This window comes from Herbaspirillum sp. WTB6 (assembly GCF_057457785.1).
Map to the genome: position 1 here is coordinate 1,699,132 of NZ_CP176522.1, position 19,894 is coordinate 1,719,025.

The following is a 19,894-nucleotide window of genomic DNA, read 5'->3' on the forward strand; positions in this document are numbered from 1 at the left end:
ACACCGAATGGATTATTGACCGATGGAGCATGCATGCTGACGATCTACCACAACCCCCATTGTTCCAAATCGCGCGAAGGGCTGGCGCTGGCGCAGCAATTCGGCGCTGACCACGAGGTGCCGCTGCAAGTGGTCGAGTACCTGAAGACGCCGCTGACGCTGGAACAATTGCGCGCGCTGCAGCGCCAGCTCGGCGTGCCGGCGCACGAGATGGTCCGCCGCAACCAGCCGGATTATGAACGGCTGCAACTGGAGCACGCCGATGACGCGACCTTGCTGCAGGCGCTGGCCGAGTGCCCGGGATTGTTGCAGCGGCCGATCGTCAGCTATCGCGGCCGCGCGCTGATCGGGCGGCCGCCGACGCTGCTGTCGGCCTGGCTGCCGGAGGCCTACTGCGCCGCCGGCTCCTCCACCACCACCTGATTGCGGCCGCCGCGCTTGGCCATGTAGGCCGCGGTATCGGCGCGCGAAAACAGGTCGAGCACCGATTCGCCCGGCAGGTATTGCGTCAGTCCGATCGAGACGGTGACGCCGCCCGGCAGCTTCTCGCCCCAGCGATGGCGCTCGACCTGGAGCCGGATGCGCTCGACGATGTTGAGCGCGGTCAGGAGCTCGGTATCGGGCAGGATCAGCAGGAATTCCTCGCCGCCATAGCGGCCGAAGACGTCGTGGCGGCGCAGGTTGGCCTGCGCCACGCGGGCAAACTTGCGCAAGACATCGTCGCCGCCCAGGTGGCCGATTTCATCATTGACGCGCTTGAAGTGATCGAGGTCGATCAGCGCCAGGCACAGTTCGGAACCGGTTTCGTCGGCGCCGCGCTTGTGTTGTTCCAGCGCGGCGGTGGTGTAACGCCGGTTGTAGCAACCGAGCAAAGGGTCGCGGCGCGCGTTTTCCTTGATCGTGACGATCTCGACCCCGGCCTGATACAGCGCCTGGTTCAGGCTCCGCACGCGCGCCGCCAGCAGCAGAAACCCCGGCAGCACCAACAGCAGCACCAGCAAATGCTGCAATTCGGAGCGCAGCAGGCCGGCGTCCTGGTGCTCCAGGAAATGCGCCCACAGCACTGCGCAAAACCCCGCCAGCGCCGCCGCCAGCAGCAGGAAGATCGCGCGCGCACCCAGGTGGTAGCTGCCAAAGGCCAGCGTCAGCAGCAAGTAGGGGCCGAACATGATGTGGGTGGCCGGCGCCGCATAGGTAACCCAGAGCAGGATCGCCAGGCCGCACAGGGTCTGCTCCGTCGCCAGGCTGCGGTTGGCGGCGCGCCGGTTCAGGCCGCTGGCAAACAGCAGGTAGAAGGTGCCCAGCATGGCGGCGCTGGCCAGCGCGGCCGCCGCCAGCGTCGATTGCGCCAGCAGCTCTTGCAGGTTGAACACCAGCAAGCCGAACAGATAGAGGGCGGTAAAGCCGGTCACGACCAGCAGTTGCCGCATCGAGTTACGCATCGAGCGGCTGTGGCGCCTGCCGCGGCGGCGTTCCGGCGTGCCGGCGATTGCCGGCGACCGCAGTTGGCCCTCCGCGCGGCTGGTACGTTTGGCCGCGCCGGGCACGGCGCCGATATCAGGAGTGCTTTCCATTGTTGCGATCGCCCCCGGTGGCGTCGGCGTTGAACAGAAATCGTTGGAGTGGGCGGCAACGACAAAGTTGCATGCGAGCATCGGCGCCAGCGTGGCGCGATTATGCGCAATAAGGGGGAGCAAGGCAACCCGGCGCCAGCGCCGGGTTCAGCGGGTAGCGCTGCCGTCGGCGTCGTTGGTTTCGTCGGTGGCCGGCCGCATGCGCCAGGCGGCGAACATCGCCAAGGCGCACACCAGCGTCACGAACCAGAAGGTTTCGTCAAAGGCATGGATGCGCGCCGCCGCATCGCCGGCGGCATCGGTCAGGCTGGTGTGATGCGCGGCCAGCCGCCATTCGAGCACAATCCCGGCCAGGGAAACGCCGATCGCGCCGCCCATCTGGCGCAGGAAGCTGATGGCGCTGGCGCCTTGCGCGATCAGGCCGGCATCCAGCCCGCGCATCGACCCCAGGCTCAAGGCCGGCAACACGAAGCCGAGGCCAGCGCGGCCGATCACAGCCCATACCGTCAGGGTCAGGAAAGTGGTGCCGGCCGAACCGCTGGTCATCAGGCCGAACGACAGCGTCAGCAGCCCGAGCCCGAGGGTCACCAGCAGATGCGGCGAAAAGCGGTCGGCCAGGCGCCCGGCGAGCGGGATCACGATCGCCAGCACGATACCGGCCGGCAGCAGCACCAGCCCGGCGTGGGTCGGCGAATACTGCAGCGCCATCTGCATGTAGACCGGCAGCAAATAGGTCGAGCCGAACAGGCCCATGCCGTAAATGAAAGCCACCAGCGCCCCCATCGTGAACTGGCGGTAGCGGTATAGCCGCATGTTCATCAGCGGCTGCACTGCCCGCCGCTGGTAGCCGATGAAGCCGGCCAGGGCGGCGGCGCCGAGCACCAGCAGCGCGCCGCCGAACAGCGGCTCGGTCCGCAGATGCGTCAGCCCGTTCAGCACGCCCATGGTGCTGACGCCAATCAGCAGCAAGCCTTTCCAGTCGAGCGCCTTGGTCTCGCCCATCAGCGACGAATTCACCGGCAGGAAACGGCGGATCAGGAACAGCACGCCGACGCAGAACGGCACCACCACGAAAAAGATCGAGCGCCAGCCGAACAGCTCGACCAGGAAGCCGCCGACCGAAGGCCCGATCGCCGGCGCCAGCACCACGCCGAAACCGAACAGGCCCATCGCCCGCCCCTGCTCGTTGGGCGCGAAGGAACGCAGGATGATGATGTTGGGAATCGGCTGCAGCACGCCGGCTGCCAAGCCCTGCGCCACCCGCATCGCCAGCAGTAGCGCAAAATTGGAACTGAAGCCGCCGATAACGCCGCCGGCCAGTAACAACAGGATGGCGCCGGTATAGGTGCGGCGCAGGCCGAAGCGCAGCAGCAACCAGGGCGTGGTCAGCATCGACAGCGTCATGGCCAGCATGAAGCCCGCCGCGACCCATTGGGCGCTGGCCTGGCCGATGCGGAAATAATGGCTCAGATCCGGAATCGCGACGTTGACGATGGTCGATGAAAGGATCGAGGCCATGGTGCCGATCAGCACCGTCAGCAGCACCAGCCACTTGTAGCGCGTGCCGTGGCGCGCGCGCAATTGTTCCAGGGTCGGTTGTATTTCGCTCATGTCGTCAAGAAGAAAACCCCGGCCGCAGCCGCACGGACTGCTATGGCAGTAATTTCGCCACCATGAACGCCAGCGCCGACAGCAGCACGGTGGAGGCGAACGGCAGCGACCAGACACGACCGAACAGCTTGAAGCGGAGATCACCCGGCAAGCGCCCGACGCCGAGTTTTTCCAGCCAAGGCAAGAGCGCGGAAAACACGATCAGGGCGATGAAGATGACCAGCACCCAGCGGATCATGACGCGTTATCCATAAATACTCCCAATCAAGACACAAAATTGCAGCCGATACCGCCCGTCATCCCTGCGACATGAAATTTTACTGGGCTCAGTATATGAATGCCTGCCGGACGACCCGCTTCAGAGCCGATGGCTGCGATCGTTGCGCTCGAATTCCGGCGCCAACCGCACTCCTTTGCCGACCACCAATACCTTGAACAGCTCGCCCATTTCGGCCGGCGACAGCAGCCGCTGCAACGCGTTGGCCTGCGGCAGGTAACGCCGCGCATCCTCCGGCGAAGTTCGCAGCAGCAGATCGCCAATCCCGGCCGCCAGCAGGAAACCGGCCTGGCTGCCGTAGCCCAGCACCTCCAGCCCGTACTCTTGCGCGGCGCGTGCCATCGCCGTGAAATCGACGTGCGCGGTAATGTCCTGCAAGCCGGGCAGGTAGAACGGCTCACCATGCGCATGATGCCGATAGTGGCACATCAGCGTGCCTGCGCTGCGCTCCGGCAAATAATATTCATGCGCCGGAAAACCGTAATCGATCAGGATCGCGGCGCCCCCTTTTTCGTCGGCCGCCAGCATCGCCGCCAGCGAGGCCATGAAGCCGGCGGCCACCATGTGCACTTCGGTCAGATAGCCGACCGGCAACAGGTCGGCCTCGGGAATTTGGGCGCGTACTTGCGCCAACAGTGGCGGCGCGCAGTCGCGCTCGGCCTCGACAAATCCCTGCGGACCGAGGCCGACGCCGCGTTCGCGCCAGCCGTCTTCGGTTTTGATCACCAGATGCACCGGCATTGCATCCAGCACTTCATTGCCGATCGCGACCCCGGCAAAGGCCGCCGGCAACTGCTCCAGCCACTGAACCTGGGGAAAGTCGCGCAAGGTCTGCTGCTGGCGCGCACGCAGCTCGCCCGACAGCTCGACGATGAAATAAGTCTGCGGCGCAGCGCCCATCTGCGCCAGTTCGGTCAGCATGTCGCGCGCCAGCCGGCCGCTGCCGGCGCCGAACTCCATCAATTGCGGCGCGCTCTGCGCCAGCAGCGGCGCCGCCGCATGCGCCAGCGCGGCGCCAAACAGCGGCGTGATTTCGGGGGCGGTTGTAAAATCACCGTCTTTGCCGAGCTTGACCGCGCCGCCGCTGTAATAACCGAGGCCGGGCGCATACAGCGCCAGCTCCATGTAGCGCGCAAACGAAATCCAGCCGCCGGCGTGCTCGATCTCGGCGACAATCCGTTGTTGCAGCGCCTCTGAGGCGGCCAGCGCATCGGCGGTGGGTTCGGGTAGTTGCAGGGGCATGGCGCTATTGTATGCAGTTGTTTTCAAATCGTCGGCCGCAGGATCATTTCATGAGCACAGATCGACCGAAAATTGCGCTGGTCACCGGCGCCGCCCGCCGCATCGGCCGCTGCATCGCACTGGCCATGGCGCGCAGCGGCTGGGACGTGGCCGTGCATTATCGCGATTCCGGCGCCGACGCGCTGGACACGGTAGGCGCCATCGAAGCGCTGGGCCGGCGCGCGCTCCCGTTCCCGTGCGACCTGGCCGACGAAAACGCGGTCCGGCAACTGCTGCCGGCGATTTCCGCCCGGCTCGGCCCGGTGTCCTGCGTGGTCAACAATGCCGCGCTGTTCGACTACGACAGCGCCGCCGAATTTTCACAGGCGCGGCTGGACGCGCACATGCATGCCAACCTGGCGGCGCCGATCCTGTTGGCGCAGGCGCTGCACGCCGCCACCCCGGACGGCGCGCAAGGGGTGGTGATCAACCTGCTGGACCAGAAACTGTTCAACCCGAATCCGGATTTCCTATCGTACACGCTGTCGAAAGCGGCGCTGCACAGCGCCACCACCCTGCTGGCGCAGGCGCTGGCGCCGAAGCTGCGCGTGGTCGGCATCGCGCCCGGCATCACGCTGGTATCGGGCGCGCAAAGCGCGCAGGGTTTTGCCGCCGCCCATCGCACCACGCCGCTCGGCCGATCCAGCACGCCGGACGACATCGCCGCCGCCGTCTGCTACCTGGCCGCAGCGCCGGCGGTCACCGGCACGACGCTGATCGTCGACGGCGGCCAGCACCTGCTGCCGTTACCGCGCGACGTCATGTTCCTCGCTCAATAAATTCCCGACACCATGCTCTCACTCCTGTCCTATCCCGGCCTGACCGATTGCCGCCGCCTGTTCCTGCGCAACTATGAAGTGCTGATCAATATCGGCGTGCACGATTTCGAAAAGCGCGGCGAACAGCGGGTGCTGATCAACGTCGACCTGTTCATTCCGCTCGCCGCCTCGACCCCGAAGGACGACCGCCTGCAGGAAGTGGTCGACTACGACTTCATCCGCAGCACCATCGCGCGCCGCATGGCGCAAGGTCATATCCATTTGCAGGAAACCCTGTGCGACGACGTCGCGAGCGCCATGCTGGCGCATCCGAAAGTGCGCGCGGTGCGGGTCTCCACCGAAAAGCCGGATGTCTATCCAGATTGCGACTCGGTCGGGGTCGAAGTGTTTCGCGTCAAGGACGCCAGCGTTGCCGGAGCCGGACATGGATGATCTCGACCAAGCCGCCACCCCGAGCGCGGCCGTGCCCGGCCTGCGCCAGGCCGAAAAGATCGCCTACGAAAACAACAAGCTGCATAAGCGGCTGTGCCGCCAGGTCGGGCAGGCGATCGGCGACTTCAACATGATCGAGGACGGCGACAAGGTCATGGTCTGCCTGTCCGGCGGCAAGGACAGCTACGCGCTGCTGGACATCCTGCTGACGCTGCGCGAACGGGCGCCGATCCGCTTCGATATCGTCGCCGTCAACCTCGACCAGAAACAGCCGAACTTCCCTGCGCACGTGCTGCCCGATTACCTGAGCGCGCTGGGGGTGCCGTTCCACATCGAAAACCAGGACACCTACAGCATCGTCAAGCGCGTGATCCCGGAAGGCAAGACCACCTGCTCGCTGTGCTCGCGGCTGCGGCGCGGCATCCTGTACCGCGTGGCCGATGAACTGGGCGCGACCAAGATCGCGCTCGGCCACCACCGCGACGACATCCTGGAAACCTTCTTTCTGAACATGTTTTTCGGCGGCAAACTGAAGAGCATGCCGGCCAAGCTGCAATCCGACGACGGCCGCCACATCGTGATCCGGCCGCTGGCCTACGTGAAGGAAGCCGATACCGAGCGCTACGCCGCGGTCAAGCAATTCCCGATCATCCCGTGCGACCTGTGCGGCAGCCAGGAAAACCTGCAGCGCAAGCAGATCAAGGCGCTGCTACGCGAATGGGACAAAAAATTCCCGGGCCGGGTCGACAACATCTTTGCCGCCCTCTCCACCGTGGCGCCGTCGCACCTGCTGGACCGCACTCTGTTCGATTTCACCGGCCTAGTCGCCAGCGGCGTCGCCGATCCGAATGGCGATATCGCCTTCGACGAGGAGCCGTGCACGATCGGCGGCAGCGACGATGGCCAGAGCCACATCATTTCGCTGCGTCGCAGCGGCTGACGGCCGGAACCGCGCCACATGACGCTGGAAAAACTGCTGCAAAGCCAGGGCTTCGGCAGCCGCCGCCAGTGCCGCAACCTGATCCTCGATAGCCGGGTCGCCGTCGATGGCATACCGTGCCTGCAGCCGGGCGCCGAGTTCGCGCCGGAAAACCTCAGTTTCAGTATCGACGGCAGCGTGTGGCGCTATCGGGAGCGGGTCTACCTGGCGCTGCACAAGCCGGCCGGCTACGAGTGCTCGCACAAGACCCACATGCACCCGAGCGTGTTCAGTCTGCTGCCGCCGGAATTGATCGCGCGCGGCATCCAGTGCGTCGGCCGGCTCGACTTCGATACCACCGGGCTGTTGCTGCTGTCCGACGATGGCCCCTTCATCCATCGCTGCAGCGCGCCGAAACACGGCATACCGAAAGTATATCGGGTCACCACCCGCCACCCGCTGGCGGCGCCGCAAATCGAGGCGCTATTGGCCGGGGTGGTGCTGCACGACGATCCGCGACCGGTAGCCGCGCGCGCCTGCCGCCAGTTGGCCGAGCATGAACTCGAACTGACCATCGGCGAAGGCAAATATCATCAGGTCAAGCGCATGCTGGCGGCGGTCGGCAACCGTGTCGAACGGCTGCACCGCAGTGCCATCGGCGGCCTGCAACTGGAGCCGGAATTGGCTGCCGGCCAGTGGCGCTGGCTGGAGGCGGACGACCTGGCCGGCATCGACGGCGGCGCGCTGGCATCGCTCTGCAAGACTTGAGGACTGCGACGCCCGGCTTGCAATCAGTCGCGCGCGTCCATCGCCTCGGCACTGCGTTCCATCGCCTGCCAATAGGCTTGCACCCTGGCCGCCAGTTCGGCATCGGTAATCGGCGCACCGTCGGCATGGCAAAAGCGCTTGTCCGGCATGCGGATGTAACGCTGGCCGTCGAACTTGAACTTGATCGGGCGGTTGTAGAGGGTGCGCCGCAGCAGCATGGCGGCGGCGACGACGACGATCAGTCCGAGCAGCAATTCCATGATAGGTGGCTCCGGTGCGGGTCAGCGTGGACTGGTGCAGCGCGTGGTAAATGGATCGACGATATGCACGCCATCCGGCCGGCGGTTCTGGTCGATGTAAAACACCACTGCCGGCTGGCCGGAACGATCCGGCTCCAGCGTGCCGACCGCGCCGCTCCAGGTGCCTGAGGTCAGGCGGATCTGATTTCCTTCATGCGCAAAACGACCGCTCGATTTGGTGCCGGCGCGATAAGTGCCGTCGGCTGCCAGCGTCAGGCTGACCATGTTGCTGAAGCGCAGTTGGTATTGCGTGGTTTCACCCAGCTTGAAGCTGCGAATGGCCTCGTTGTAGGCGCAAGTCAGCTTGCCGCCCGGCAGCGTACCGCCGGCCTTGGCGCCGACGGCCGGTTTCGCCGCCAGCACCACCTGGCCCTTGAAATCACCGCCGCGCACCCCCTGGCCGGGAACGAAACTCTCGAAGCGGCCGCTGAAGCTGTTGCTGTCGCAAGGCCCGCCCAGCTCGGCGCGGGCGCGGCCGCTATCGATGCGAAAGTAGCACTTGCCGTTTTCAAGATAGCTGCGATTCGGCAGCAAGGCCGCACTGAGCGTTTCGCCTTCGATGTCAAACTTGGCGTTACCCTTGAAATTGCCGCCTTGCAGCGTGGCCTGGATTTCGAAGCTGCCGATTCCTTCCATGCTGCCGCTGACCGTCAGCGCACCGCTGGCTGGCGTCAGCGGCACTGCCAGCGCGCTCGACGCCAGCAACAGCAGCGGGGCCGCCAGCGCCGCCCGGCGCAATGGACGCTCGCCCATCACTTAGTTCAGGCCGCCGGCCGCGACCACATTGCCGCCGCCGGCCGAGACGACGGTAGCGCCGCCACCGGCAACGGCATTCGCGCCGCCGGCCGCCACGACCTGTCCGGTTTGCAGGCTGATCACCGATCCCGCCGGCGCCGAGCGCACCGACTCGAGGAAGGCGTTGCGCGCGGCGCTGTCACGTATGTTGTTTGCCAGCGACTGCGCCGACACGCTGGCGTGCGAGCGCCATTGCTGATTGGCGCCGCCGTGGCAGCTCCAGGCCAGCACGCGGGCGCCGGCGCCGCCACGACCGCCTTCGACGTCGGCGCACCAGCCGAGTTCGTTGTTGAGCCGACCGCCGCTGAGCTTCCAGACCTGCGCCTTGTCGCCGCTACGGCAGCCTTCCCAGCGCAGCGGCTGGTTGCCACTCTTGCCGCTCAGGCATTGGCCGTTCAAGTGAATCGGGCCGTAGCCGGAGAAACCCTGCAGTGGCGACTGGCCCTGCCAATTGGCGGTCACCGCATTGCCGCCGCTGTTGTGCAGCAGATAGCCGCTGGCGGACGAGATGTAGGCGACATTATTGGCCGCGGCCGCCAGGCTGGTCAGCGCCAGGGCGGCGGCGGCGAGGCTGCGCAAGAACAGAGAAGTGGACATGTGGGCTCCGAGATGGTGGTCAGGTGGAGCGAGTATAGGCAGGGCGGCGCATCCCGAAATGCTCCTTTCGGAGTATTTGGGCGCCTTTTTCAGGCGGCGGGCGGCAGCGGCAAGCTAAGCGCCACCGTGGTCCCGGCATCCGTGGAGCGCACGGCCAGCCGGCCGCCGATCTCGGCGGCGCGCAGCCGCATATTCTCCAGGCCGCGCCGGGCACCGCCGGGCGCGGCATTCAGCGCGGCTGGCGGCAGGCCGCGCCCGTCATCGCCGACCTCGACCTGCAAGGCGCCGCCGCGCTCGAACATGGCCACCCGCAACTGGCGCGCGCCCGCATGCCGGATCGCGTTGACCAGGGCTTCCTGGACGATGCGCAGCACCTGCAGCACGGTGCCCGGCGGCCACGCCGGCGCCGCGGCGACCGGCACGGCCCATTGCATGCCGATGCCGGCAGCCTGCAATTGCGGCTCCAGGCGGTAGCGCAGATTGGCCAGCGCCAACTGCAGCGAGCGCTGGTCGGGTTCCAGCGAGTCGATCACCAGCCGCAGGTCGGCGATGCAGTCGCGCAGCAGCGCCGCCACCGCCGGACTGGCGAGTTCGTCGCGCTCGACCGCGGCCAAGGTGGTCATCAATTGCGAGCCGACGCCGTCGTGCATGTCGCGCATCAGCCGCTCGCGCTCCTGGCTCACCGCGTGTGCGCGCGCCAGCGCTTCCATCTCGCCCTGCGCCTGTTGCAGCGCCTGCGTACGCTCCAGCACGCGCTGCTCGAGTTCGGCATTCAGCCGGCGCACCTGGGCGAAGGTATCGAAATAGTTTTCGGCCACCGCCACCACCAGCGCCGTCAGCAGCAGCGGCGCGCCGAAGGCCATGCGTGCCGCCGGTCCGAACGGCAGCAGGCCGGCACTGACGGCAAGGTCGGTCAGTCCCAGCAACAGGGTCATGCACATGGCGCCGAGAATCAGCCAGGCGCCGCGGCGGGCGCGGCCGGCGGGTGTGCGCAAATATCGGACTAGGGCCGCAATCGCCAACACGCCGAGGCCGGCGCAGGCCAGATACCAGCCGATGCGGATCTGGCTCAGGCGCTGCTCACCCAGCAGCGGGAACAGCAGCGGCGCCAGGCCGAAACACCAACTCAGCGCGCGCTCCGAACGCGGCATCCGCTGGTCGGTGAAGCGCAGCATGAAGCGCCACAACAGCAGCAGCACAACACCCAGGCTGCCGAGCACGAACGACTCCCAAAGCAGCGACGGCAGGCCGGCCGGCGCGAAGGTATAGTGAAAATTGCGCAGGGACCAGAGCACCGCCAGCCCGGCGAAATAGCCATATAGCGCTTCCCGTCGCCGCCGCAGCCACAGCAAGCCCACCAGCAGGCCGGTGAACAGCAGCGCCAGATTGACGGCGCGCGGCAGCGCCACGCGCAGCAATTCGGCGCGCTCATAGATGCCCTCCACCGCCTGCCGCGGACCGAGCGTTAGCGGGCCGAGGCCGCCGCGCAGATTGGAGGCCACACGCAGCCGCAGCAGCAGTTCGTTGCGCCCGGAGTGCAGGATGTGCGCCGCCACCGGATCGAACTGCGGGCGGCCGGCGAGGCGGCGGATTTCGCCGCTCATGCCGCCGCCGCTGCCGACCTCGATGCCGTTGACGAAGAGCTGGTAGGTGGTCGACACCTGGCTAAGGTACACGCCCCAGCTGTCGGCCGGCGCCACCTCGAGGTCGAACGTGAGGCGATACCAGCCATAGCCATGCTGGCCGGGCAGGCTGCGGCGCCAGTCGTCCGGCAGCTTGCGCGGCGCCCACAGCGGCCCGGCGTCGGGTGGCGCCGGCGCATCGGACTTGGCAAAGCTGGCAGCGTCCAGCACCAGCACGCCCGGCGGCAGCGGCCCGGGCCACCCGCCCCACAATGCCAACGCCAGGGCCAAGGCGGCGACCGGCAGCACCAGGCTCCAGCGCCGCCAGCCGCTCATGGCGTCAGCAGCCCGCGCTGGCGCGCGCGCTGGATCGCCTGCTGGCGCGAGCGCGCCTCCAGCTTGCGGTAGATGTTCTGCACATGCGACTTGACCGTCAGCGGCGAGATATACATCGCGGCGCCGATCTCGGCCAGGCTTTGCCCGCCGACGATCATCTCCAGCACTTCGGTTTCGCGCGGGGAGAGCGGCGACGGCGGCGAAGACGCCGCCGGTTGGGCGGAGCGTGACGGCTGCAGGCGCGCCAGCAGATGGCGTGCCAGCGAGGGGCTGATCGGCGATTCGCCGGCACACAACGCATGAATGCTGCGGTTGAAGTCATGCGCGCTGCTGTCTTTGAGCAGATAGCCGGTGGCGCCGGCTTCGATCGCCTCCACCAGATTGCGCTCGCCACCGAACACCGACACCACCATGATCGCGGTATGCGGCGACACCACACGGATATGGCGGATCACTTCGAAGCCGCTGACATCAGGCAGGTGGATATCGACCAGTGCCACATCCGGGCGCAGCGCCGCCATCTCGGCGATTGCCTGCGCGCCGCTGCTGAACTCGCGCAGCAGCCGCAGCGAATCGTCGGCAGCGATGTTGTCGCGAAAGCGGCGCGCATGCAACTGGTTGTCTTCCACCAGAACGACGGTCGTGCTGATCATCGTCATGTCGGCTGGCCGTTGGCTACTGCTGGTCGGTGCGGCGGGTGCAGTAATCGTAGGCGTCGGCCTTGGGCGCCAGGTCAGTGTCGACCAGGATCACCAGCGGCGCGCCATCAGAACGTTTGCCGTAGTAAGCCTCGAAGCCGTTGGCCAGCTTGCCGGAGCTAAACGCGATCTTGCCGCTGCGGCTATCGGCCTGCATCGCGCCCGGCGACTTGCCGCCATGCACCCAATGGTAGCGGGTGGGGCTGTTGAACTCGATCACCTTGTAGGTATAGCCGGCCTGGTTGTATTGCTGGCGGCAAGCGTACGTACCGGTTTCCAGTGGGCCTCCACGCGTCGCCAGCACACTCAAGGGCTGGATCTGTGCCTCTACCGTGCCGGATAGAGTCGCACACAGGGCAACACCGAACATCCAGATCGCGCCATGAGGGGGAGGACGGTTCATGTCGGGAGCGCCTGAGGGGAGTGAATGGATGGCGCGGATTCTAGCGGAAGTTGTCAAATTGGGAAAGATTTGCTCATTGCCACGCAGACAGCAGTGGCCCAGTCATCGACTACGCAAGTAAACACCGTTTTATTTGTCGCCGGGATGCGCGAGTCCGTCTCGGCAACGTCAATCCGGGCTCGGCAACACTTTCTTGCCTAACCGGAATTTGACGCCTGGCACGGTTGCCGCGCTGCCTGACGAAGGCATTTTGCTGATAATGCCGTGGCACTAAAAAATGTATAGTGAATCCATTGCTGGCTTCTTGAGAAGACGCGATGAAAGCATTCAAGGAATCCGGGCACCGCACGCTGTCGCTCCTGAGTCCGGAGCGCACCGGCATCGCGCTGTTGAAAACCGCCTGCCTCAAGCTGTTGCTGCTGTTCGGCCTGGTTCTGACCGGGAGTGTCGCGCTGGCCGACCCGCCGGCGCGCGTCGGCAGCATCGCCTACCTGCAAGGCGAGGTTGAATTTCGCACCACTTACGACGCCGAGTCGGCGCCGGCGTTGCCGAACTGGCCGCTGACTTCCGGCAACGTCATTCGCACCGGCCCCGGCGCGCGCGCCGAATTGCGCGTCGGCTCGACCGCCCTGCGGCTGGATGCCGGTTCCGAACTCGAAATCGCCGAACTGGACGATCAGATCCTGCGCCTGCGGCTGTTGCAAGGCGGCCTGAACGCGCGCGTTAAAAATCCGGACTTGGCTGCGGGTTTCGAGCTGAGCACGGCCCAGGGACGATTGATGCTGAGCGCGCCATCGCAACTGCGCGCCGACGCCGGACGCCCACCCGGCACCACCATCGTCAACCTGTTTTCTGGCGCAGCGCGCGTTGACAGCGGCGTCTTCTCCTCCACACTGATGCTGGCAGCCGGCCAGCGCGCGCTCCTGGCGGACGGCCAGGTGCAGGTCGGCGCCGCCACGCATGACGATTTCGACCAATGGAGCCTGGCACGCGACCAGCGCGACGACCAGTCGGTTTCGGCGCGCTACGTGTCGCCGGAACTGACCGGCTATGAAGTCCTCGACCAGTACGGCGCCTGGAGCATCAGCGACGACTATGGCGCCGTCTGGATTCCGCAAAACCTGCCGGCCGATTGGGCCCCCTACCGCGATGGCCGCTGGACCTGGATCGAGCCGTGGGGCTGGACCTGGATTGATACCGCGCCCTGGGGCTATGCACCGTTTCACTACGGCCGCTGGGCCTGGTTCCGGCAGCGCTGGTGCTGGGTGCCGGGGCGCGTGGTGGCGCGGCCGGTGTGGGCGCCGGCGTTGGTCGGCTGGGTCGGCAGCGACAACTGGAATGCCCGGTTTTCGGTTGGCAGCGCGCCCGCGGTCGGCTGGTTCCCGCTCGCGCCGCATCAAGATTTCCGCCCCGGCTATGCGGCCTCGCCAGCCTATACGCGGCGCCTGAATGAGCCCTACACCGGCCGCGGCAGCCGGCCGGATTTCCAGGCGATTTATCGCGAGCGGCTGGAACACAACGCAGTCACCGTGATCCCGCACGAGCGCTTCGAGCAGCGGCGCAGCATCGCCGTTGGCCGGGCACCGGCGCTGGTCGGCGCGCCGCAGCAACTGGGCAGCGCGCCGCTGTCGGCGACGATGCCGGCCACGCTGGCCCGTCCGCCGCTGGCTGTCACGCCGCGCGCCATCCCCGAGCAGCGGCGGGAGCCACCGGTGCCCGCCCCGCTGGCCGCACCAGCGCCGATGCGCTCGCCGGAGCCGACCGTACCGCCCGTGCAACGCTTCGGGTCGGCGCCCCAACCGTTCGAGCAGCGCCGCGAAGCCGCGCCGCGGACGCAACCGCTGCGCGCACCGCAGAACGCACCGCTGGCGCCGGCCGCGCCCGAGCAACGTGCGCCGATGCGGATCGCGCCGCGCCCGCACCCGGAACAGCCGCCGGCGCCGTCCTCGCCGCAGCCCGAACAGCGCTCTGCACCGGGCCGCGCCGGACTGGCGCTGCCGCCCCCAGTGGGACAGGGCCAGCGCTTCGAGCGCGCGACGCCGGCCGATACGGGGCGGCCACGGCAGTTCGAGAATCGGAGCCGCGAAGGCGAGCGGCCGGCACGCGGCGACACGTCAGGCAATCGCTGAGCGCCTGCGCCAACGCCGGCTGCCGCGGCGGTGCATGATAGAATTTTTGTCCGTTTCCCATCCTTATCCTCTCCCATGAACGTCGTCATCCTGGCCGCCGGCATAGGCAAGCGCATGCAGTCGGCGCTGCCCAAGGTTCTTCATCCACTGGCCGGCAAACCCCTGCTTGGCCACGTGATCGACAGTGCGCGGACGCTGGCGCCAACCACCCTGTGCGTGATCTACGGCCATGGCGGCGAAGCGGTGCCGACCACGCTGGCCGCGCCCGATCTGCGCTTTGCCAAACAGGAACCGCAACTTGGCACCGGCCATGCGGTGCTGCAGGCGCTGCCGCACCTGGAGGATGGTGTACCGACCCTGGTGCTGTACGGCGACGTGCCGCTCACCCAGCCCGCCACGCTGCAGCGGCTGCTGGCTGCCGCCGGCGGCGACAAGCTGGCGATCTTGACGGTCGAGCTGGATGATCCGCACGGCTACGGCCGCATCGTGCGCGCGGACGGCGCAGGCGGTTCGATTCGGCGCATCGTCGAACAAAAGGATGCCAGCGAGGCCGAGTGTGCGATCCGCGAAATCAATACCGGCATCCTGGTAGCGCCAACCGCGAAGCTGAAGCATTGGCTGGCGACGCTCTCGAACGACAATGCCCAGCGCGAGTACTACCTGACCGACATCGTCGCCCGCGCGGTGGCCGATGGTGTGCCGGTGGTGTCGGCGCAGCCGGACGCCGCCTGGGAAACGCTGGGCGTCAACAGCAAGGTGCAACTGGCCGAGCTGGAGCGCATCCACCAGCGCAACATCGCCGACGCGCTGCTGGAGCGGGGCGTGACGCTGCTCGACCCGGCCAGGATCGACGTGCGCGGCAAACTGACCTGCGGGCGCGACGTGACGATCGACGTCGGCTGCGTCTTCGAAGGCGAGGTGACGCTGGCCGATGGCGCGACTATCGGCGCGCACTGCGTGATCAAGGATGCGCAAATCGGCGCCGGCGCGATGGTCAAGCCGTTCTGCCACATCGAAGGCGCCGCCGTTGGCGCCGCCGCCCAGATCGGCCCGTATGCGCGGCTGCGGCCCGGCACCGTGCTGGCCGAGGAGGTCCACGTCGGCAATTTCGTCGAAATCAAGAACAGCCAGATCGCCGCCGGCAGCAAGGCCAACCACCTGGCCTATGTCGGCGACGCCACGGTCGGCGCGCGCGTCAACATCGGCGCCGGCACCATCACCTGCAACTACGACGGCGCCAACAAATTCCGCACCGTGATCGAGGACGACGCCTTCATCGGCAGCGACACCCAACTGGTGGCGCCGGTGCGGGTCGGCAAGGGCGCGACTCTGGGCGCCGGCACCACGCTGACCGCCGATGCGCCGGACGGCAAGCTGACCATTTCGCGCAGCAAGCAAATCACGCTCGAGAACTGGCGGCGGCCACAGAAGCAAAAAAAATAGGCGCGCGGCGGCAACCAGCGCCGGCGCTCAGGATTTGTAGCTTTGGTCTTCCCGATCCAGCTTCCTGATCAGCGCCGGCCAGACGAAGGCGCCGCCCAGTCCACCGGTCTGCACCCGCATCGATTCCGCCACGCCGTTAAGGATGCGCGGGTCGACCGCCACCAGTTCTCCGCCGGCCTGCGCGGCGATCTGGATCTGGCAGGCCGATTCGAACACGTACATCGAAAGAAAGGCATCGGCGATGGTCTTGCCGGCCACCAGCAAGCCGTGGTTACGCAGCACCAGGAAATTGGCGCGGCCAAGATCGGCTTGCAGGCGCGGCTTTTCCTCTTCGCGAAACGCCACCCCTTCGTAATCGTGATACGCGAGCGAACCAAGCACGAAGGTCGATTGCTGCGAAATCGGCAGGATGCCGTCGCGCTGCGCGCTGACAGCCACCCCGGCGCGGGTGTGGGTGTGAATCACGCACTGCACGTCGTCGCGCGCCTCGTGCACCGCGCTATGGATCGTGAAGCCGGCCGGATTGACCGGAAACGGCGACTCGGTCAGCTTGTTGCATTGCCGGTCGACCTTCACCAGCGACGAGGCGGTGATTTCGTCGAACATCAGGCCGTACGGATTGATCAGGAAATGATGTTCCGGCCCCGGGATACGGGCGCTGATGTGGGTGAACACCAGGTCGCTCCAGCCGTAGCGCGCCACCAGCCGGTAGCAGGCGGCGAGATCGACCCGCAACTGCCATTCTTCGACACTGACCTGATCCTTCTGCGAGGGAATCTGCATCTTCTGTCTCCGTCAGGGAATGGATGATGGTGACAGCTTGCCACACTCGCCGGCAGCGCGCGCCGAGACCTTTCGGGATGCGGTATCGCAGCGCCAGCGGAAAAACCGCTGCCTCCCGAGTAGCATCTTCGTGCGCAGGCAAAGCTCCCCGCCAAAAATAAGGCTATGTCGCAGTGATCTGTTGAACCTTGCTTGTGTCGTTCCCGCGCAGGCGGGAACCCAGCGTCGTGGCCCCTTCACGCCACGGGGCCCCGGCCTGCGCGGGGGGGCAACAAAGGAGGTCTTGGGACAAGCGTGCGGTTTCAACTGCCAACCGCGGCAGGGCCTGAAACGCGGAGTATATTGCATAACAGGCCATTTAACGGCGGAAATTGATATATATAGCATGGAGTATATAGCCGGGTAGGAAACCATGAAGGGCTGCCCTCGCCCCTCACGGCAGCGGCAGGCGGGTCTCGAACTTGCAACGGAAGGTCGAAAAATACGCGCGGACATTGCGCACGTTGGCATGCGTGGCGAACAGCCGGTGCGCCAGCGCGTGGTAGGCCGCCATGTCCGCCACCTGCAGCACCAGCACGAAGTCCGGCCCGGGCGAGACCCGGTAGCATTGCTGCACCGCCTCCTCCTGCGTCGCCAGCGCCTCGAACTGCTGCTGCTTTTCTTCCGCCTGATGATCGAGCGTGATTTCGACGATCGCGGTCAGGCCGGCGCCGACCTTGTCCGGCGCCAACAGCGCCACCTGGCGCGCGATGACGCCGCTCTCGACCAGCCGCTTGACCCGGCGCAGGCAAGTCGGCGCCGACGCATGCACGCAGCGCGCCAGTTCCTGATTGGTCAGCGCCGCATCGGCTTGCAATTGGCGCAAGATGCGTTTGTCCAGGTCGTCCAGTTGCAACTCGACTTCCATGATTTAATTATCCAAATTTGATTTAATTTTGAAATTTTAAATCACTTGCCTGATACATCTTAATCATTCTTCGAATTTATCAAAATATTGATACAAAATTTCATGTCGGATCGCCTAGCATAAGCCCATCTTTCCTACGCAAAGCAAGGGCTCCTCATGTGCGGCATCGTCGGCGCGGTAGCGCAACGCAACATCACTCCCATCCTGCTGCAAGGCTTGCAGCGGCTTGAATACCGCGGCTACGATTCGTGCGGTATCGCGCTGCACGTCGACGGCAGGCTGCAGCGGGCGCGCAGCACCGCGCGCGTGGCCGACCTCGCAGCGCAGGTCGAGCAAACCGGCCTGTCCGGCTTTACCGGCATCGCCCACACTCGCTGGGCCACGCATGGCGCACCGGTCTCGCACAATGCGCACCCGCATTTCTCGCGCGACCGCATCGCGCTGGTGCATAACGGCATCATCGAAAACCATGACGAGCTGCGCGCCGAACTGACTGCCGCCGGCTATGTCTTTGAAAGCCAGACCGATACTGAGGTGATCGCGCATCTGATCGACCACCTGTACGGCGGCGATTTGTTCGAGACCGTGCAGCAGGCGGTCAAGCGGCTGCGCGGCGCTTACGCGATCGCGGTGTTTTGCCGCGACGAGCCGCACCGCGTGATCGGCGCGCGGCAAGGCTCGCCCTTGATCGTCGGCGTTGGCGACGGCGAGAACTTCCTCGCCTCCGACGCGATGGCGCTGGCCGGCACCACCGACCAGATCATCTTCCTGGAAGAAGGCGACGTGGTCGACCTGCAATTGCGGCGCACCTGGATCGTCGATGCCGACGGTCGCCCAGCCGAACGCGCTGTGCGCACCGTGCACGCCCACAGCGGCGCCGCCGAACTCGGTCCCTACCGCCACTACATGCAAAAGGAAATTTTCGAGCAGCCGCGCGCGATCGGCGACACGCTGGAAGGCGTGACCGCGATCATGCCGGAACTGTTCGGCGACGCCGCCTACAAGATCTTCCAGCAGACCGACTCGGTGCTGATCCTGGCCTGCGGCACCAGCTATTACGCCGGCCTGACCGCCAAGTATTGGATCGAGTCGCTGGCGAAGATTCCGGTCAGCGTCGAAATCGCCAGTGAATACCGCTACCGCGACAGCGTACCGAATCCGAACGCGCTGGTAGTGACGATTTCGCAGAGCGGCGAAACCGCCGATACGCTGGCGGCGCTGAAGCACGCGCGCGCACAAGGCATGGCCAATACTCTCACCATCTGCAATGTCGCCACCAGCGCCATGGTGCGCGAATGCGTGCTGGCGCTGATCACGCGCGCCGGCATCGAAGTCGGCGTCGCCTCGACCAAGGCCTTCACCACGCAACTGACCGCGCTGTTCCTGGTGACGCTGGCGCTGGCGCAAGTGCGCGGGCACCTGAACGACGAACAGGAAGCCGAGCAACTGAAAGCGCTGCGCCATCTGCCGGTCGCGGTCGGCGCGGTGCTGGCGCTGGAGCCGCAGATCATCGCCTGGGCCGAAGAATTCGCGCGCAAGGAAAATGCATTATTCCTCGGGCGCGGCATGCATTACCCGATCGCGCTGGAAGGCGCGCTGAAACTGAAGGAGATTTCCTACATCCACGCCGAAGCCTACCCGGCCGGCGAGTTGAAGCACGGCCCGCTGGCGCTGGTGACCGAGGAAATGCCGGTCGTGACCATCGCGCCGAACGACGCGCTGATCGAGAAGCTGAAATCCAACATGCAGGAAGTGCGCGCGCGCGGCGGCCAGTTGTATGTGTTCGCCGACGTCGATTCGCACATTTCCTCCGGCGACGGCATCCACGTGATCCGGCTGCCGGAACACTACGGCATGCTGTCGCCGATCCTGCACGTGGTACCGCTGCAGTTGCTGGCCTATCACACCGCGCTGGCGCGCGGCACCGATGTCGATAAGCCGAGGAATCTGGCCAAGAGCGTGACCGTCGAATGATGGGTATGCTCTTGCGGCGGGTTGATCCGTAAGAATTAAATCTGTCATACGAAAACATCAGAAGACAGAAGTGCGACGGGTGTTAAACGCCATTGCGACTGGCGGCATCGTATAACGCTTGGGGCTGGGATCCACCATGCCGGGAAGTTGCGTTGGGCGACGATTCCGAGCTTGGCCCCGTCATCAAGCAGTTGGATGCTGCCGAAATCGGTGCCTGCCAAGGCAATCGCTGCTTCGATGATCTCGCCGAGCATCTCGACCAGCTTG

General features: G+C 66.0%; 21 protein-coding genes. 8 read left to right on the top strand and 13 right to left on the bottom strand.

The window, feature by feature from the left end; all coding sequences use genetic code 11:
* The first annotated feature begins 33 nt into the window (after positions 1-33).
* Positions 34-423 (top strand): arsenate reductase family protein, encoded by a 390-nt coding sequence (locus ACK2VC_RS07920; protein ID WP_486733045.1) that lies wholly within the window; start codon positions 34-36, stop codon positions 421-423.
* Here the strand turns inward: ACK2VC_RS07920 and ACK2VC_RS07925 are convergent.
* The 4 genes from ACK2VC_RS07925 to ACK2VC_RS07940 form a co-directional block, all read right to left on the bottom strand.
* Positions 390-1,574, bottom strand: a complete 1,185-nt coding sequence (locus ACK2VC_RS07925) for a GGDEF domain-containing protein (protein WP_486733046.1) — start codon at positions 1,572-1,574, stop codon at positions 390-392. The genes ACK2VC_RS07920 and ACK2VC_RS07925 overlap by 34 nt on opposite strands.
* 147 nt (positions 1,575-1,721) lie before the next feature.
* Positions 1,722-3,185 (bottom strand): DHA2 family efflux MFS transporter permease subunit, encoded by a 1,464-nt coding sequence (locus ACK2VC_RS07930; protein ID WP_486733047.1) that lies wholly within the window; start codon positions 3,183-3,185, stop codon positions 1,722-1,724.
* 40 nt (positions 3,186-3,225) lie between these two features.
* Positions 3,226-3,423: a DUF2905 domain-containing protein gene (locus tag ACK2VC_RS07935; RefSeq protein WP_486733048.1), complete on the bottom strand. Its 198-nt coding sequence runs from the start codon at positions 3,421-3,423 to the stop codon at positions 3,226-3,228.
* Between the two features lie 120 nt (positions 3,424-3,543).
* Positions 3,544-4,704 carry a class I SAM-dependent methyltransferase gene (locus ACK2VC_RS07940; RefSeq protein ID WP_486733049.1) on the bottom strand — a complete coding sequence of 387 codons (1,161 nt, stop codon included), beginning with the start codon at positions 4,702-4,704 and terminating at the stop codon, positions 3,544-3,546.
* Positions 4,705-4,754: 50 nt separating this feature from the next.
* Here ACK2VC_RS07940 and ACK2VC_RS07945 point away from each other — a divergent pair, with 50 nt between their 5' ends.
* From ACK2VC_RS07945 to ACK2VC_RS07960, 4 genes are read left to right on the top strand one after another with little or no spacing between them, the layout of a single operon-like run.
* Positions 4,755-5,522: an SDR family oxidoreductase gene (locus tag ACK2VC_RS07945; RefSeq protein ID WP_486733050.1), complete on the top strand. Its 768-nt coding sequence runs from the start codon at positions 4,755-4,757 to the stop codon at positions 5,520-5,522.
* Positions 5,523-5,534: 12 nt separating this feature from the next.
* Positions 5,535-5,954, top strand: coding sequence for a dihydroneopterin aldolase (locus ACK2VC_RS07950; protein ID WP_486733051.1), 420 nt, complete (start codon positions 5,535-5,537; stop codon positions 5,952-5,954).
* Complete coding sequence (gene ttcA, locus ACK2VC_RS07955; protein WP_486733052.1) at positions 5,947-6,894, top strand: tRNA 2-thiocytidine(32) synthetase TtcA; 948 nt, start codon at positions 5,947-5,949, stop codon at positions 6,892-6,894. The genes ACK2VC_RS07950 and ttcA overlap by 8 nt, the downstream gene beginning before the upstream one ends.
* 18 nt (positions 6,895-6,912) lie before the next feature.
* A complete protein-coding gene (locus tag ACK2VC_RS07960) occupies positions 6,913-7,641 on the top strand; it encodes a pseudouridine synthase (RefSeq protein WP_486733053.1) in 729 nt (242 codons plus the stop codon).
* 23 nt (positions 7,642-7,664) lie between these two features.
* Here the strand turns inward: ACK2VC_RS07960 and ACK2VC_RS07965 are convergent, their stop codons facing one another.
* From ACK2VC_RS07965 to ACK2VC_RS07990, 6 genes are all read right to left on the bottom strand, one after another.
* Positions 7,665-7,901 carry a hypothetical protein gene (locus ACK2VC_RS07965; RefSeq protein WP_486733054.1) on the bottom strand — a complete coding sequence of 79 codons (237 nt, stop codon included), beginning with the start codon at positions 7,899-7,901 and terminating at the stop codon, positions 7,665-7,667.
* 21 nt (positions 7,902-7,922) lie between these two features.
* Complete coding sequence (locus ACK2VC_RS07970; protein ID WP_486733055.1) at positions 7,923-8,693, bottom strand: hypothetical protein; 771 nt, start codon at positions 8,691-8,693, stop codon at positions 7,923-7,925.
* 3 nt (positions 8,694-8,696) lie between these two features.
* Entirely contained in the window at positions 8,697-9,332 is a 636-nt protein-coding gene (locus ACK2VC_RS07975) for a ricin-type beta-trefoil lectin domain protein (RefSeq protein WP_486733056.1), read from the bottom strand.
* An 89-nt stretch (positions 9,333-9,421) separates the two neighbouring features.
* Positions 9,422-11,290 carry a sensor histidine kinase gene (locus ACK2VC_RS07980; protein WP_486733057.1) on the bottom strand — a complete coding sequence of 623 codons (1,869 nt, stop codon included), beginning with the start codon at positions 11,288-11,290 and terminating at the stop codon, positions 9,422-9,424.
* Entirely contained in the window at positions 11,287-11,943 is a 657-nt protein-coding gene (locus tag ACK2VC_RS07985) for a response regulator (RefSeq protein WP_486733058.1), read from the bottom strand. Before ACK2VC_RS07985 ends, ACK2VC_RS07980 begins: the two co-directional genes overlap by 4 nt.
* 22 nt (positions 11,944-11,965) lie before the next feature.
* The gene (locus tag ACK2VC_RS07990) at positions 11,966-12,391 is read right to left on the bottom strand and encodes a hypothetical protein (RefSeq protein WP_486733059.1); all 426 of its coding nucleotides are present in this window, start codon (positions 12,389-12,391) and stop codon (positions 11,966-11,968) included.
* A gap of 317 nt (positions 12,392-12,708) precedes the next feature.
* Between ACK2VC_RS07990 and ACK2VC_RS07995 the strand changes: the two genes are divergently transcribed.
* Both ACK2VC_RS07995 and glmU read left to right on the top strand, forming a co-directional pair.
* The gene (locus ACK2VC_RS07995) at positions 12,709-14,520 is read left to right on the top strand and encodes a DUF6600 domain-containing protein (protein WP_486733060.1); all 1,812 of its coding nucleotides are present in this window, start codon (positions 12,709-12,711) and stop codon (positions 14,518-14,520) included.
* A 75-nt stretch (positions 14,521-14,595) separates the two neighbouring features.
* A complete protein-coding gene (gene glmU / locus ACK2VC_RS08000) occupies positions 14,596-15,963 on the top strand; it encodes a bifunctional UDP-N-acetylglucosamine diphosphorylase/glucosamine-1-phosphate N-acetyltransferase GlmU (RefSeq protein ID WP_486733061.1) in 1,368 nt (455 codons plus the stop codon).
* A gap of 27 nt (positions 15,964-15,990) precedes the next feature.
* On the opposite strand, the gene ACK2VC_RS08005 is transcribed toward glmU, so the two are convergent.
* Both ACK2VC_RS08005 and ACK2VC_RS08010 read right to left on the bottom strand, forming a co-directional pair.
* The gene (locus ACK2VC_RS08005) at positions 15,991-16,746 is read right to left on the bottom strand and encodes a class II aldolase/adducin family protein (RefSeq protein ID WP_486733062.1); all 756 of its coding nucleotides are present in this window, start codon (positions 16,744-16,746) and stop codon (positions 15,991-15,993) included.
* 433 nt (positions 16,747-17,179) lie between these two features.
* A complete protein-coding gene (locus ACK2VC_RS08010; RefSeq protein WP_486733063.1) occupies positions 17,180-17,653 on the bottom strand; it encodes an Lrp/AsnC family transcriptional regulator in 474 nt (157 codons plus the stop codon).
* 156 nt (positions 17,654-17,809) lie between these two features.
* Between ACK2VC_RS08010 and glmS the strand changes: the two genes are divergently transcribed.
* The gene (glmS, locus tag ACK2VC_RS08015; RefSeq protein WP_486733064.1) at positions 17,810-19,627 is read left to right on the top strand and encodes a glutamine--fructose-6-phosphate transaminase (isomerizing); all 1,818 of its coding nucleotides are present in this window, start codon (positions 17,810-17,812) and stop codon (positions 19,625-19,627) included.
* Positions 19,628-19,671: 44 nt separating this feature from the next.
* Here the strand turns inward: glmS and ACK2VC_RS08020 are convergent, their stop codons facing one another.
* Complete coding sequence (locus ACK2VC_RS08020) at positions 19,672-19,881, bottom strand: hypothetical protein (protein ID WP_486733065.1); 210 nt, start codon at positions 19,879-19,881, stop codon at positions 19,672-19,674.
* Between the last annotated feature and the right edge of the window lie 13 nt (positions 19,882-19,894).